The organism is Mesorhizobium vachelliae (genome assembly GCF_033977325.1).
Lineage (GTDB): Bacteria > Pseudomonadota > Alphaproteobacteria > Rhizobiales > Rhizobiaceae > Mesorhizobium > Mesorhizobium vachelliae.
This window is the reverse complement of record NZ_JAVIIR010000001.1, coordinates 651,747-666,290: the sequence shown is the minus strand read 5'-3', so window position 1 is coordinate 666,290 and position 14,544 is coordinate 651,747. Positions and strand designations below refer to the sequence as shown.

General features: G+C 63.3%; 14 protein-coding genes. 4 read left to right on the top strand and 10 right to left on the bottom strand.

Annotated features, from left to right (window positions below; translation table 11 throughout):
• Positions 1-26: 26 nt before the first annotated feature.
• The 4 genes from RFM41_RS03315 to RFM41_RS03300 form a co-directional block, all read right to left on the bottom strand.
• Complete coding sequence (locus RFM41_RS03315) at positions 27-413, bottom strand: hypothetical protein (protein ID WP_320246150.1); 387 nt, start codon at positions 411-413, stop codon at positions 27-29.
• Positions 414-497: 84 nt separating this feature from the next.
• Complete coding sequence (gene trxC / locus RFM41_RS03310) at positions 498-947, bottom strand: thioredoxin TrxC (RefSeq protein WP_320246149.1); 450 nt, start codon at positions 945-947, stop codon at positions 498-500.
• A gap of 6 nt (positions 948-953) precedes the next feature.
• Positions 954-2,822, bottom strand: a complete 1,869-nt coding sequence (locus RFM41_RS03305) for a heavy metal translocating P-type ATPase (protein WP_320246148.1) — start codon at positions 2,820-2,822, stop codon at positions 954-956.
• 8 nt (positions 2,823-2,830) lie between these two features.
• Complete coding sequence (locus RFM41_RS03300) at positions 2,831-3,217, bottom strand: DUF302 domain-containing protein (RefSeq protein WP_320246147.1); 387 nt, start codon at positions 3,215-3,217, stop codon at positions 2,831-2,833.
• A gap of 353 nt (positions 3,218-3,570) precedes the next feature.
• On the opposite strand from RFM41_RS03300, the gene RFM41_RS03295 reads away from it, so the two are divergent.
• A complete protein-coding gene (locus tag RFM41_RS03295; protein WP_320246146.1) occupies positions 3,571-4,182 on the top strand; it encodes a YitT family protein in 612 nt (203 codons plus the stop codon).
• A 45-nt stretch (positions 4,183-4,227) separates the two neighbouring features.
• Here the strand turns inward: RFM41_RS03295 and RFM41_RS03290 are convergent, their stop codons facing one another.
• A complete protein-coding gene (locus tag RFM41_RS03290) occupies positions 4,228-4,422 on the bottom strand; it encodes a hypothetical protein (protein ID WP_320246145.1) in 195 nt (64 codons plus the stop codon).
• Between the two features lie 245 nt (positions 4,423-4,667).
• On the opposite strand from RFM41_RS03290, the gene RFM41_RS03285 reads away from it, so the two are divergent.
• Positions 4,668-7,361 (top strand): bifunctional acetate--CoA ligase family protein/GNAT family N-acetyltransferase, encoded by a 2,694-nt coding sequence (locus RFM41_RS03285; protein WP_320246144.1) that lies wholly within the window; start codon positions 4,668-4,670, stop codon positions 7,359-7,361.
• Here the strand turns inward: RFM41_RS03285 and RFM41_RS03280 are convergent.
• Positions 7,347-8,915: a bifunctional aminoglycoside phosphotransferase/ATP-binding protein gene (locus RFM41_RS03280; RefSeq protein WP_320246143.1), complete on the bottom strand. Its 1,569-nt coding sequence runs from the start codon at positions 8,913-8,915 to the stop codon at positions 7,347-7,349. The genes RFM41_RS03285 and RFM41_RS03280 overlap by 15 nt on opposite strands.
• Positions 8,916-8,979: 64 nt before the next feature.
• On the bottom strand, positions 8,980-9,378 hold the full coding sequence (locus RFM41_RS03275; RefSeq protein WP_320246142.1) for a c-type cytochrome: 399 nt from the start codon (positions 9,376-9,378) through the stop codon (positions 8,980-8,982).
• 167 nt (positions 9,379-9,545) lie between these two features.
• Here RFM41_RS03275 and RFM41_RS03270 point away from each other — a divergent pair, with 167 nt between their 5' ends.
• Together RFM41_RS03270 and RFM41_RS03265 are read left to right on the top strand one after the other, a co-directional pair.
• The gene (locus RFM41_RS03270; RefSeq protein WP_320246141.1) at positions 9,546-10,382 is read left to right on the top strand and encodes a universal stress protein; all 837 of its coding nucleotides are present in this window, start codon (positions 9,546-9,548) and stop codon (positions 10,380-10,382) included.
• Between the two features lie 150 nt (positions 10,383-10,532).
• Positions 10,533-11,066: a cytochrome b gene (locus RFM41_RS03265; RefSeq protein WP_320246140.1), complete on the top strand. Its 534-nt coding sequence runs from the start codon at positions 10,533-10,535 to the stop codon at positions 11,064-11,066.
• Between the two features lie 104 nt (positions 11,067-11,170).
• Here RFM41_RS03265 and RFM41_RS03260 read toward each other — a convergent pair whose 3' ends face one another.
• The 3 genes from RFM41_RS03260 to RFM41_RS03250 form a co-directional block, all read right to left on the bottom strand.
• Entirely contained in the window at positions 11,171-12,526 is a 1,356-nt protein-coding gene (locus tag RFM41_RS03260; RefSeq protein ID WP_320246139.1) for a glutamine synthetase family protein, read from the bottom strand.
• 268 nt (positions 12,527-12,794) lie between these two features.
• Positions 12,795-13,493 (bottom strand): GntR family transcriptional regulator, encoded by a 699-nt coding sequence (locus RFM41_RS03255; protein WP_320246138.1) that lies wholly within the window; start codon positions 13,491-13,493, stop codon positions 12,795-12,797.
• Positions 13,494-13,699: 206 nt separating this feature from the next.
• On the bottom strand, positions 13,700-14,512 hold the full coding sequence (locus RFM41_RS03250; protein ID WP_320246137.1) for a LuxR C-terminal-related transcriptional regulator: 813 nt from the start codon (positions 14,510-14,512) through the stop codon (positions 13,700-13,702).
• Positions 14,513-14,544: the final 32 nt, after the last annotated feature.

Here is a 14,544-nt window from a genome sequence, read left to right as displayed (position 1 = left end):
TCCCTCCGACGGCTTCGACAGAGGTGCTATGGCTGCTCGACCCGAGCCACCTGATAGGTGTGCATGGCCCCGTTGCGCTTTATGGAGACATATTCGCCGGTGACGAAGCGCTCCTCGCCGAGGTGAAAGCCGATCTCATCGTCACGGTCGCCTTCGGCATAGTCGAAAAACCATTGTCCGCCCGGCTTGCGGCGCAAGCGGCCGACAAGATCGTCCTCGCCGGCACGGAAACGGCGGACACGGCAGACCGTCGGGTGCGATTTCCATTCCTGTGGATCCAGGCGTCCTTCGTCCGTGAGTGGCGCCAGCACATCATAACCTTCCTCGCGGTCACCCTCCGGATGGCCTTTCTCGCGCGCCAGAAGCAGGCGGATGTTCCTGAATTTCGGGGTGAGGTCGTGCAAGCCGGTCATGGCAAACTCCTTTGAGGCCATTCCTAGCGCGGCGGCCGGAGGTGGCCTTGATCCGAGTCAAACGAGCCGTGCTTCGACGACAGCTCAGCTGGTGCCCGTCGGTACGTGGCCGCGAACCCAGCTGACGATCTGGCTCGTGCCCATCGCCCCCGATATGCGCGCGATCTCCAGCCGGCGATGAAACAGGATCATGGTGGGGATGCCGCGAATGTCCAGCCTCGCCGCGATGGCCTGCTCCTTGTCGGAATTCAGCTTGACCAGCCGGATGTGAGGCTCCAGCGCCTTGGCCGCGGCCTCGTAGGCTGGCGCCATCGCCTTGCAGGGGCCGCACCATGGCGCCCAGACGTCGACGAGGACAGGCAGACTGCCGCGACCGATTTGACGATCGAAGTTCGCCGCGTCGATGTCCTGCGGAAGCCCTGAAAACAGCAGCGCGCCGCACTTTCCGCATTTTGCGTCGGTGCCGTTGCGGCCGAGCGGCAGGCGGTTGACCACGCCGCATTTGGTGCAAACCACCAGATTCTCCTGCGTCATGACCTTTCAGTTCTCCTGATTCCGATTGTGTTGCATACGCCCCTCTCCAAGCGCCCGCAGCGCATTGAGGATGACGGCGACATCTATTCCCTCCTGAAGCAATGCTCCCGCCACCGGCGTTATGTGCCCCATGGCGGCCGCGATCATCGCGGCGCCCGAGAGCGCCAGCCCGACGATGATGCTCTGCAGGGCGATCCCGCGCGTGCGCCTGGCGATCCGCAATGCTTCCGCTACCGGCTGCAGGCTATCGGTCAGCACGACGACATCGGCGGCTTCCGATGAAGCCGTGCCGCCTCGAGCTCCCAGCGCGATGCCAACGGTCGCCGCGGCGAGAGCAGGAGCGTCGTTGATGCCGTCGCCGACCATCATCGTCGGCGCCGCTGCCTTTTCGGCCTCGACCGTTCCGACCTTGTCGGCCGGCGCGGCATCGGCAAAGACGGCGTCAAGCTTGAGCGAAGCGGAGACTTTTTCGGCGGTCGTGCCATCGTCGCCGGTCAGCATGACTATCCGGGTGATGCCTGCCGAACGCAGAGCGCGAACTGTATCGACAGCATCCTCGCGTATGGCGTCTCCGAATGTGAAAACGGCGGCAAGATGGCCATCGAAAGCCAGAAACACCCTGAGCACGTGCGCGTCGTGGTACCGGCTCTCTCCACTTTCCGCCCATTTGGGCAGTGGTCCGTTCCCAACAATGAGCGGCCTCGACCCGGCCGCGACGGAGATCCGGTCTATCCGACCCTTAAGGCCTTCTCCACGATACTCGCGAACATCACAGGGTTGGGAAAGCATCAGCTTTCTATGGCGGGCGATGCGGACGATCGAATCCGCAAGAACATGATGCGAAGCCTGTTCGAGCGAGGCGAGAAGCCGCAGCGGCTCATCGGCTTGCTGACCCGGAGCGACATCGATCTCGATCAGTTCGGCGCCGCCGAGCGTCAAGGTCCCGGTCTTGTCGAAGATTGCGGTGCGTATCTGGGCCAGCGCCTCCAGCGCGGCACTGCCCTTCATGAGGATGCCGGCGCGGGCAGCGCGCGACACGCCCCCGATGAATGCAACGGGCGTCGCGAGGATCAGCGGACAGGGCGTGGCAACCACCAGAACCGAGAGGCCGCGGATGGGGTCACCCGAAAGCCGCCAGGCCATGCCGGCGAGAAGCAGCGTGACCGGAAGCAGGAGCAGCGCAAAGCGATCGGCGATGCGTATGAACGGCGCCTTGGCGGTCTGTGCGGCAGCGACCATGCGCACGATCGCGGCATAGGTGCTTTTGTCGGCGACAGCCGAAGCTCGCATGACAAAGGCCTCGCCGACGTTGACGGTGCCGCTGCGCAATACGTCACTGGCGCTGCGCCGCTCCGGCAGGGGCTCGCCGGTGACGGTCGATTCATCCAACACGGCCGAGGCGTCGATCAGGACGCCATCCACCGGCAGCAATTCACCGGCGCGCACCAGAAGCTCGTCGCCCACCGCCACTTGCTCGATCGGAACCGTCTCGGTGCCCTGTGCGGATTTACGGTGCGCCACGCGCGGCGCCCTGTCGGTCAGCGCTTTGAGATTGCGTTCGGCCCTGCCGCGCGCAAAGTCTTCAAGTGCCGTGCCGCCGGCATACATGATGGCGACAACCACCGCCGCCAAAGCCTGCCCAAGCAACAGCGCCGCCGACATCGAAACCAGCGCGACAGCATCGACGCCGATCCGCCCGATCCAGAAATCCCGCAAGATGGAGACGGCGAGTGTGACAACGACGGGCAAGGTTGCCGCCGTCCAGATTGCATTGGGCGAGACGAAATCGATACCGCTTCGCCGGGCGCCCAGCCCAAGCGCCAGACCGAGAAGGGCGATGATCAGCTGCGCACGGCGCAGCACGGACTCGTTCATCGCGGCCGTCAAAGCTCGTCGATCATTTCCCGCAGCAACAGCCGGACATCCTTTGCCGTCGCGGCGAGTTGCGGGTTGTCGATCGCTCCCATCGCGGCCATCGGATCGATAGCCGCTACCTCGACCTGTCCTGGGGCCGTCTCGGTCACAATCACGTTGCAAGGCAGCATGGCGCCGATCTTGTCCTCGGCCTGCAGCGCCCGCCATGCGAAATGCGGATTGCAGGCGCCGAGGATCATGTATGGCTTGAAGTCGACGCCCAGCTTGACCTTCATGGTGTGCTGGACATCGATCCTGGTCAGGATGCCGAAACCCTTGCCGGCAAGCTTTTTGGTGACCTGTTCGATCGCCGCGTCGAACGGCATGTCGAGGCTTTTGCTGAAATAATAACTCATCGAACTCTCCTTCGGCGACCGGCCCACGCCAGAACGACGGGTTGTGAGCGGCGTCCTGTCAGCTAACCGCGACAGAACGACCGCGGCTTTGATCCAGCGCAATCAATGCTCGACGCCGTCGGCGAATGTGATGGCAAGACGGGTCTCGCGGGCACGCAGCGGGCGCCGTCGCCTTGGCGTTTGCGCGTGCGCAAAGACGGTGGCGCGCCTTGGCTTCATATTTGAAGCCAAAAGCATGTCCTCCGAACGTGGGAACCGGTTTCGGGACAAGGATATGTAGTATCGAGAACCTAAGCGCAGGGGACGAATCTGAAGGATCGGGACGCGCTTCAGGCTGGGCACGAGGGTGCAGCATGGAAATCGTCGCAAACCAAAAGCATGGCATCCACGAGGACGTGATCGCATTGTCGCTTGGCACGCTCATGGTCGCCCTGGGGGTGACGATCTATTCGAAGGCGACGCTTCTGGTTGGCGGCATGGCGGGCATGGCGCTGATCGTCCAATACACGTCCGGCATGAATTTCTGGATCGGCTTCTCGCTGATCAACCTGCCTTTCTACCTGCTCGGGGTGAGGCAGCTTGGCTGGGTATTTGTGCTGCGCACGTTTCTTGCCGTCAGCCTGGTCTCCCTCTTCTCCCGTCTCACCGGCGAGTGGATCGACTTTTCATTTCTTAACGCGACCTATGCCGCGGTCATGGCCGGCACGCTGTGCGGCACTGGGCTATTGATGCTGTTTCGGCACCGCACGGGTCTCGGCGGCCTCAACATCCTTGCCATCCTGCTCCAAGAGAGGTTCGGTCTGCGCGCCGGCTATTTCCAGCTCGCGGTCGACCTTGCGATATTGTGTGCCGCCTTCTTCGTCCTGTCGCCCGGCCGGCTGATGCTGTCGGTGCTCAGCGCGATCATCCTCAACATGATTCTAGCGATCAATCATCGGCCCGGCCGCTACCTGGGGGTGAGCTAGACGTGAGCTTGTTACCCGAAAGGGGAAACCGGTTCAGGATATGTGCTATCGCTTGCGGCTGTCCATCTCATGAGAGACGAGCAGAAGCATAACCATTTCCGCGCTGCCAGGCAGGGGATTCCTAGGCAACCTCTTTTCCAGCGCCTGTAGATTGACGCTGTCCATGCCCGAAAGATGGTCACCGATCGCCTCTATGGCATCGCGAAGCTTTGCCATCAACTCGACCGCAACAATCTGCATTTCGCCTCAGCCCCGAATCCACTCAATATAAGAACTCGCTAACATATTAAGGGTGGGCAGGCCTAGCCATTTCAGAGAGAAAAGCGGGTCAGAGAGAAAAGCGGGCGACGGCGAGCCGGTGACCGCAGCGGCAGAAGTGTCGAGCGGCGAGAGGCGCCGGCCAACCGCGGCCGGGCGGATGGAGCTTGATCCAGCGCAAGGAATGCTCGACGCCATCGGCGATGGTGGCGGCAAGGAGTTCTGCGATGACAATCCGCAATCTTGAATATGCCGTCTCACCGAAATCCGTTGTCGTCGTCGGCGCGACCGAGCGCGTCGGCTCGGTCGGCCGCGTTGTCTTCGACAACATCATCGGCGGCGGTTTCGAGGGGGAGATATGGCCGGTCAATCCCAAACATCCGCAAGTCGCCGGCCACCGCTGCTACGGCAGGGTTGCCGATCTGCCGGGCGTTCCCGACCTTGCCGTGATCGTGACCCCTCCCGACACAGTTCCCGACATCGTGCGGGAACTGGCCGAGAAGGGAACACGAGCAGCCATCGTCATCACGGCGGGACTCAATCACGCCAATGGTCTGCGCCAGGCGATGCTCGATGCGGCCAAGCCCTCGCTTATGCGCATCATCGGGCCGAACACGGTCGGCTTGATGGTTCCTCCGGCGAAGCTCAACGCCAGCTTCGCCCATATGGCGGCGAGGCCCGGGAACATCGCGCTGATCTCGCAGTCCGGCGCGATCGCCACATCGCTGATCGACTGGGCGGTCGAGAACAATGTCGGCTTTTCCCGGATCATCTCCCTTGGCGACATGGCGGACGTCGACGTCGGCGATTGCCTCGACATGCTGGCGGGCGATTTTCATACGCGCGCCATCGTGATGTATCTCGAAACCATACCCGATCCGCGCAAGTTCATGTCGGCCGCGCGGGCGGCAGCGCGGCTCAAGCCGGTCATCGCTATCAAGCCCGGCCGCCACGAACAGGCGGCCAGGGCGGCGGCGACCCACACGGGCGCGCTCTCCGGCACGGACAGGGTGGTGGACGCCGCTTTGCGCAGGGCTGGGGTGCTGCGCGTGAAAGACCTCGCCGAATTGCTCGATGCGGCCGAGACGATCGGGCGCTATTCTCCGCTCGAGCGGGCGCGCGTCGGCATCGTCACCAATGGCGGCGGCGCGGGCGTTCTCGCGGTCGACAAGCTGATCGAACGCGGAGGTGCGTTGGCCGAGCTTGCGCCGTCGACGATCGAACGGCTCAACCGCGTGCTGCCGCCGACCTGGTCGCACGCCAACCCCGTCGATATCGTGGGCGATGCCGCCCCCGAACGGTATCGTGCGGCGCTCGGCGCTTTGGCGGAAGATCCGGAAACGGATGTCATCCTTGTCATGAACTGCCCGACCGGGCTCGGCTCCTCGCCCGACGCCGCCAGGAAAGTGGCCGAGCTTGGCGACGAAGGCGAGATCGGAAGAAAACCGCTCCTTGCGTGCTGGCTCGGCGAGCATACCGCGCACGAAGGCAGGCGCGTCCTGACGGATGCCGGCATTGCGAGTTTCGAAACGCCGGAGGACGCCGCGATCGCGGCGTCCTATCTCAGCGAGTGGTCGCGCGCCCAGCGGGCCCTGCTGCGTACGCCTTCGAGCCAAGCTGAAGGCCAAGCCGACGGCAAGGCGTCGGCGCATGCCATCTTCCGGCGGGTTGCCAGCGAAGGGCGGCGCATGCTGACGGAGCCGGAAGCAAAAGCGGCGATAGAAGCCTATGGCATTCCCGTACCGAAAACCATTGTCGCCGGATCCGCCGCGGACGTGGCGCGGGCAGCCGGCAAGCTTCTCGAAAATTCCGAAAGGGTGGTCGTCAAACTGCTGTCGAAGGTGGTTTCGCACAAGTCGGATGTCGGCGGCGTGGTCCTGGGCATCGCCACCGCCGAAAAGGCTGCGGAGGCCGCCCGGTCGATCGAGGCACGCCTGCGCTCGCAGTCGCCGCAGATGAAGGCGGACGGCTATACCGTGCAAGCCATGGTCGTGCGCCGGCATGCGCAGGAACTCATTCTGGGGATGAATCTCGACCCGATGTTCGGCCCGGTCATTCTGTTTGGCGCCGGCGGCACGGCGGTCGAGGTTCTAAATGATACCGCGATCGCCCTGCCGCCGCTTGATGACGTGCTGGCCGGAGACGCGATCGACGCGACCAGGATAGGCCGCCTGCTTGCCGGCTATCGCGATCGCAAGCCAGCCGACCGAGGCGCGATCGTCGCCGCGCTGAACGGCCTGTCGCAAATGATCGTCGACTTTCCTTGCCTGGTCTCGCTAGACATCAACCCGCTGCTGGCCGATGCCGAGGGCGTGATCGCGCTCGATGCCCGTATCGAAATCGATCCGCGACGGGTGGATGAACCTGCGCCGAACCCGGCGCTTGCCATAAGGCCCTATCCGTCGGGATGGAGCCGCGATTTCCAGTCGGACGGCATGACCTTTCACATCCGGCCAATCATGCCGGCGGACGTAGCGCTTTACCCCGCCTTCCTGGCGAGGATTTCCCCGGACGACCTCAGACTGCGGTTCCTGTCACTGCGCAAGAACTTCCCGGACCAGATGCTGAAGCGGCTCACGCAGCTTGACTACGACCGCGATATCGCCTTCGTTGCGCTTGAAAAGGACACGGGAGCGCTGGCTGGAATCGGCCGGCTTTCCTGCGACCCCGACCACAGGAGCGGCGAATATGCGCTGCTCGTGCGATCGGACCTGCAGGGCCGTGGCTTGGGATGGGAGCTGCTGAACCAGGTCATCGACTATGCGAGGGCCGAACGCATCAGCCGCATCGAGGGCACGATCCTCAACGAAAATCGCAAGATGCTCACGATGTGCCGGGAGTTCGGCTTCTCGATTGCGCGCCATCCTGGCGAGCCGCGCCTGTCCCTGGCATCCTTGGAGATCGGTTCAGCGACGCCGTGAACCCGTCTTCTCGAGGCCGACCCCGGATGAAGAGGTCTCTTCAACCAGGGCCAGCATTTCGGCTGTGATTTCGGCGACCTTGCGGTCCGCCTCTATCTCGCGCCACGTCAACGGACCGGCATCGCGCTGCAATTGCCGCGACAGGATGTCGACCGTGGCGTCGGAAGGTCCGCCGTTCCGCTCGCCGACACGACGCCAAAGCACCGAAGGATCGGCCGCCAGCCAAAATCCCGCGAACGGGACATTTGTCTTGCTCGCGGCGCGTTCGATCCTGTCGCGGTCCTCCGGCTTGTCGAAAACAGCGTCGGCGACGATGGAACCGCCTTCGGTAAGGATCAACTCCGCGCGCCAGGCGATCTGGCGATAGACGCGTTCCGAGACGCCGGGCCGGTAAGCCTTGTCCGGCAGCCTGGTTTCGGCGGGCACGCCATGCATGGCCTTGCGGATGCGGTCGCTCTCGACGATCCGGGCGCCGGGTGGCGCGCCGATTTGAGCGGCGAGCGCTTCGGCGACCGTCGTCTTGCCTGAGCCGCTCAAACCGCCGATCGCGACAAGCCGGGGCGGCGTTTCGGCAAGCAGGACCAGCGCAAGCTCGAAATAGGATCGCGCCTCGGCTGTCAGCTTTGTCGAGTCCTGGCTGCCCTCCTCGACCTGCGTCGCGGTCACATGAGCGCGCACCGCTGCCCGTACCGCCATCAAAAAAGGCAAGAGAATGAAGCCGTCCTCGTCATCGGCGTCGTCCAGATAGCGATTCATCACCAGATTGGCGAATTGCGGGAAGCCGCGATGCCACAGATCCATCAGCAGGAATGCGAGATCGTAGAGGACATCGACCGTGGCGATCTGATCGTTGAACTCGATGCAGTCGAACAGGCGAGGCTCGCCATCGAAGACGCAGATGTTGCGCAGATGCAGGTCGCCATGGCAGCGGCGGACCTTGCCTATGGCCTCGCGCCGATCAAGAAGGCCGGCATGGCGGGCGAGGGCATTGCGAAACGCTGCATTGAGCGCTTCGATCTCCCTTGCGTCGAACACGTGGCTTGTTGCAAATCCGGCCGAATTGATTTCAAGCACGCCGCCGATGTTCGCCGACCCGCGACCGGCATGGATCACCTCGGCGTTGCGGTGATATTGCGCAATCATGCGTGCTGCGCCTGTCATCAGCGCGGGTGTCAACTTCCCCGCGGCGGCCATGCGATCGAGAAGCTTCGACTGATCAAAGCGAACCATCTCGATAACGGCATCGAGCAGTTCCCCCGACCCGTCCAAGGCAAGCCGACCTCCTGCGCGCGTAATACGGTGGACACCGAGATAGAGGCCGGGCGCCGTCCTGGAGTTCAACTCCACTTCCTTTTCGCACGCGGCGACCCGCAAGTCCGGCGTCGAAAAATCGACATAGGGCAACTTGACCGCCCGCTTCATTTTGAACGCGCGCTGGCCGACAAGGAATATCCGGGAAATGTGGGTTTCGATCGTCTCGACGGGACCAGCCTCGCCATAGGTGGCAGGGTTCTTCAGCATCTCGACCACGATATCCTGGTTCTCAGTGATCATAAGCGCGTCCTTGACTTTGGTTGCGTCATTCCTCGGCTTGCCGGGCGAAGCCCCATGAACCTCCCTAGCGTTGGAGCGTCTGGACATAACCGGCGAGGTTTTGAATGCGTTCCGTGGTTACGGCCTCCCCGCCATAGGGACCGTACTTCTTCACGTCGTCAGGCAGGAACTGATCGCCCCAGACCGGCATGTCGCGCTCGCCATGCTCCGGAACGAGGCCGCGGCCGTCGATCGTCGCGTAGACCCGCCAGTACGGAAACTCCCCGCCATTGCGCCTTGCGAGCATGGTCAAATTCGCGGGGCGCTTCCGCAATACGTCGGCCATAGGTCCGTCGCCTTTGCCGTCCACGCCGTGACAGACCGCGCAGGAATTCAGATATTCCTGCTGTCCGTTGCTCATCTCCTGTGCCGCCGCGGCGCTCAGCGTCAGCGCCAGAAGACCCGTCGTCGTCCAGAACCTCATTGATCCGCCTCCAGGTATCGATGTCACGCTAGAGCATGCGGCGCGCGCATATGTTGACCGGGATCAATCCTGAGAAGGGGTCGGTTTGATTCAGCGCAAGGAAGGCTTCCTACCGGCTCGATACCACTCGTCCTCAGTGAACTTTCTCGAACGAAGGAGCAGCCGACATGCCGTTCAAGACATTGCTCACGGTTACAGGGCCGGGTCACGGGGACGATGACCTGAGGCTCGCAGCCGGTCTGTGCGAAGAGGTGAATGCGCATCTCTCCGTGCTCGTCTTGATGCTGGCCGCGCCTCCTTCGGGCGGAGAATACGCAGCCGTCGTCTCGCCGGCCTGGCTCGAGGAACGTGAAGCCGAAATGGAAGACTTGGAGCGGCGCAGCTCGGCGGTATCCAAAATGCTGTCGCAAAGCCGCGTATCGGCCGACCTCAGCAGCGACTACCCGGAACAGTCCTGGGCGGATGAAGTCGTCGGCCGGCGTGCCCGCTACGCCGACTTGACCGTTGTCGGGCCAGAAATGCTCGCAACCCATTTGCTCAAGCAGAAGGTCATTGCAGGCGGACTGTTCTCGTCCGGGAAGCCGATCCTGCTGGTCCCCAAGGCAGCGCCCGTGACGTTGAAGCCAAAATGCGTCGTTGTCGCGTGGGACGCCAGCCTGGAAGCGTCGCGTGCCGTGCGAGAGTCGCTCGAGATCCTGTCAGCGGCCGATGAGGCACGCATCGTCATGATCGATCCGATCGAGGACGAACGGCACCATGGCGCGGAACCTGGAGCGGACGTGGCGACCTATCTCTCCCGACATGGCGTGAAGGTCGCCGTGGATCGCCTGCCAAGCTCGAACCATTTTATCGCCGATGTTCTTCGCCAGCATGCGATCGACACCGGCGCCGAGCTCATGATCATGGGTGCTTACGGTCATTCCCGGCTGCGCGAGCGGATTTTCGGCGGCGTGACCAAATCCCTGATCGAGGAACCGGGACTGCCGATCCTCATGGCTCGTTGAACGGTGCATCCGGCGAGAGGCAAGACTGAACCCATATGTCTTGCCCGCCCGGGCCTGTTCTATCTTCCATATTGTCTCGATGCCGCGACAGCGGCGATATAGTAGCGCTTGAGCGATTGTGAGAGCGCGCAAGAACGTGAAGGTAACCTGATGCATCGCTATTCGCAGATCACGATCGCAATTCATTGGCTGACCGCGATGCTTGTGGTCGTCGCTTGGTTCACGGCCGTGGGCGGTCGTTACGCGCGGACCGATCCCTCCTACGTTCATTTTACCGTGGGGCTCGCTGTGTTGCTGCTGGTTGTTCCCCGTCTGCTTGCCCGATGGCTTGGCGCCGCGCCTCGAATCGAAGACCCGCAAAAACGCTGGCTCGATCTTGCGGCGCGCGCGGGACATACTGCCCTTTACCTTCTGCTCATCGCGCTGCCATTAAGCGGCTGGTACGCCGCCTCCCGGCTCGGCGTTCCGGTCTCCTTTCTTGGGATCGGCCTGCCAAACCTGGCGGCGTCGGTGCAAGGCGCGCCTGGGGAGATCGCCGATTTGCACGAAACCGGCGGAACGCTGATTCTTTGGCTGGCTGGTCTGCATGCGCTGATCGCGCTCTGGCATCAATTCGTTTTGAAGGATCGGACGCTCGAACGCATGAACCCATTGGCATCGTCCGATTTGACTCAAGACGGCTGATGGCTTCGGATCGCCTTGTCGAAGCGTGCCTCTGCGCACTTGTACCGCCGTACGGGAGAAGGTGCGTGTCGGCGGCGTGAGGGCTTTCTCAAACAGAGGTCCCGCTAAACACTCTCGAGATAGGTCTCGATCTCGAAGTCGCTGACATTGAGCGCGAACGTGTTCAACTCCTGGCGCTTGCAGGCGACGAAGGCGTCGCGCAGCACGTCCGGGAAGATCTCGGCGACGCGCGGGCCGGCCTCGAAGGCGGCGATCGCCGAGGCCCAGTCCGGCGGCAGCTTGGCGAGGGTCAGCCCCTGGCCTTCGCCGCCGGTTGGCTCGCCGGGCGAGAGCCGGCGCTCGATGCCGATCAACGCCGCGCCAAGTATCGCCGCCAGCACCAGATAGGGATTGGCGTCGGCGCCGGAGACACGATGCTCGATGCGGCGCGCGGCCGACGGGCCGCCCGGAATGCGGATCGCCACCATGCGGTTCTCGTAACCCCAGGCGACGGCGGTCGGCGCATAGGATCGCGGCCGCAGCCGGCGGTAGGAATTGAAGTGCGGCGCGAACACCAGCGTGCTTTGGGCCATCGCGGCAAGCAGGCCGCCGACAGCATGGCGCATGGTGTCGGAGCCCTGGTCCGAGCCGTCGTCGAAGATGTTGCGGCCCTCCTTGTCGAGGACGCTGAAATGGACATGGAAACCATTGCCGGCGCGCTCGCCATAGGGCTTGGCCATGAAGCATGCGGCAAAGCCGTGCTTGCGGGCGATGCCCTTGACGGTGCGCTTGAAGAGCACCGCGTCGTCCGCGGCGCGCAGGGCGTCGGGCACATGGTTGAGATTGATCTCGAACTGGCCGATGCCGTTCTCGGCGATCGCGGTGTCGACCGGAATGTCCTGCAGGTGGCAGGCTTCGTAGATATCATGGATGAAGGCTTCGAAATCGTCGACCTCATCGATCGAGAGCGCCGCGTCGGAATCGAGGCGCCGCCCGGTGACCGGCGAGACGGGGCCGACAGGCCGCTGCGAGGTCGGGTCGACAAGGTAGAATTCGAGCTCGGTCGCGGTGACGGGCGTCAGGCCGAGCGCGGCGTAGCGGTCGAGGATGCGGGCAAGCGCCCGGCGCGGGTCGCCGAGATAGGGCGCGCCGCTGTCGTCCGCCAGCCAGACCGGCAACAGCGCCGTCGGATGCGCCGTCCAGTTGACGGGCAGTATGCCGCGCCCCGTCCAATGGCAAAGACCGTCGGCGTCACCGGTCGAGAACACCTGGGCGTTGCCTTCGATGTCCTCGCCCCAGATGTCGAGCCCGATGGCCGAGTAAGGCATGCGCAGCTTGCCTTCGAGCGCCTTGCGCGCCTGCTCGACCGGAATGCGCTTGCCGCGCATGATGCCGTTCAGGTCGCACACCGCCGCCCGCAGGCTCTGGATGTCCTTCCTGCTGTCCAGCCACTTCAAGACGTCCGCAATCGCATCACTCAATTTCCAGCCCCTGTTTCTCTGGGTGCTGTAGCCGTTTCGGCTACGATATCCAATTTTCAGCTTGTGAGTTTGTGAAGACCAACACGGCTGACGCCGGGTGGGTTTCCTTCATTTTTTCAATTCACTAGCCGGGATATCGGGAGGCATTTCGGGTCCATTATGTGCGATCTGCGATCGCAACATAGCGACATGACCTGCGAAAGCCAAGCCGGATTCGGCGCGTGGTAGGCAGGAGCAATTCCTGGAAAGGCGAGAGCGGTTTTCCGTTCTAGCGGCGCAGTTCAGGGAATTTCACCTGACCGAGGATGTGACTCGCGCCTTCGGCGATATCGCGCACGATCGCCGCCCGCGCCCGCTCGCCGTCGCCGGCTTCGATCGCCGCCACGACCTCCTCGTGGTAGTCGATGCGCAGAATGCCGGCGAGATCGTCCTCGAAACCGATGTGCAGGTTCCGCAGGAAAGGGCCAACCTGCATCCACACCGTTTCGATCAGGAAGATCATCTGCTCGTTGCCGCAACGGCGGTAGATCGAGAATTTGAAGTCATAGTTCTTGCGCAGGTAGTTTTCGATGCCGCCGTCGCGCGCGGCTTCCGTAAGCTCAGCGCAGTGACGCCGGATGGCACGCAGATTGTTGCCGTTGATGCGTTTTGTCGCGAGCTCGGTGGCCGTGCCTTCCAGGACCGTGCGCACGGCGGTCAGTTGCTGGAAGCGGTCAGCCGAAATCAGCGGCACCTCGACGCTGCCGTTCGGCATAGGGCTCAGCGCCCTCAGCGCCTGCAACCGCATGAAGGCGCTGCGCACCGGCATGTCGCTGGTGCCGAGCTCCTTGGCGAGCTTGCGCGAGGTCAGTTTTTGGCCAGGCTGGAGCTGCCCCGACATAAGCGCCCGCACCAGTTCCAGATAGACTTTTTCGTGCAGGGGTACCGTATCGAGGGCGGTCAGTCCGAATCGTGTTTTATCGGCCATTGGCTGTGCGCTGCTTGATCGGTCCTGAAATCTGCTTCGTCACTCAATCCGATGGCCAGGACAGCTGGTTGCCGCCGGATACCTGGCCGGTCGTTGCGGCCGCACGATAGACGCTCAACGCGAGACGCCGCAAGGGCGGCCGGGGTTGCATCCGGCCTGTCCCAACGACGCCCCGGTTCCTGAGCGGTTATGTGGCTTGAGGCCCACTATCCGGTCCGCGCATCGATGATCTCGACGAAGCGCGCAAACAGGCCGGCCTGCGACTTGATCTTCAGCTTGCGATAGATGTTGCGGCGGTGGACCTTGACTGTCCCCGGCACGATCCTGAGCGCCCTGGCGATCGATTCCGTGGAGTGGCCCTGGAGCACCAGGTCGACCACCTGCTTTTCGCGCGAGGTCAAGGACAGGCTCTTCCAGATATGCGCGCGGTCGAGCTCGTTGGCCGTCGCGATGATATCGCCGGATGGCTGGGCCGCAACCTCGTCGGCGGGCAAAGCGGGCCAGCGCTGCTTGCAGAAGCCGATCACCGCCGGCGCCATGTCACGCAGCAGCCTGGCGTCCGCCGTTCCGAACGGGCCGGTGGCGCGCAGCCGCATCAGCGACAGGACGAGCGCGTCCTTGCCCGCCAGCGGCACGAAAAAGCCGACCTCCTCGGCAAGGCGGGTCTGGCTGTAGTAGGAGCGATAATATTCGCTGGCATAGAAGCGGTCAGGGGCAAGCTCGCGCATGCGCCAGAAACCCTCCTTGCGCTCGACCGCGGCGTGATGGAACGGGTCGAGCAGATAGGGCCCTTCCTGATAGAGCGCGACGAAGATGTGGCTCTCCGCCGGCGAGAAGGTCTCGAAGAGGAGCGGCGGCCGCGCAGCACCGCGATAGCCGAAGATCACGCAGTGGTCGAAGCGGACATGTCCGCGCAGCCAGCCGACGATCGCCTTGCCGAAATGGTCGCCGCTGGTTTCACGCGACGCGGCAATCACGGCGGCCAAGGCGTTGTAGTCGTCACAGCGGGAGGCGGCCAATCAATACCCCTCTAAACGATAAAATCGGCTAA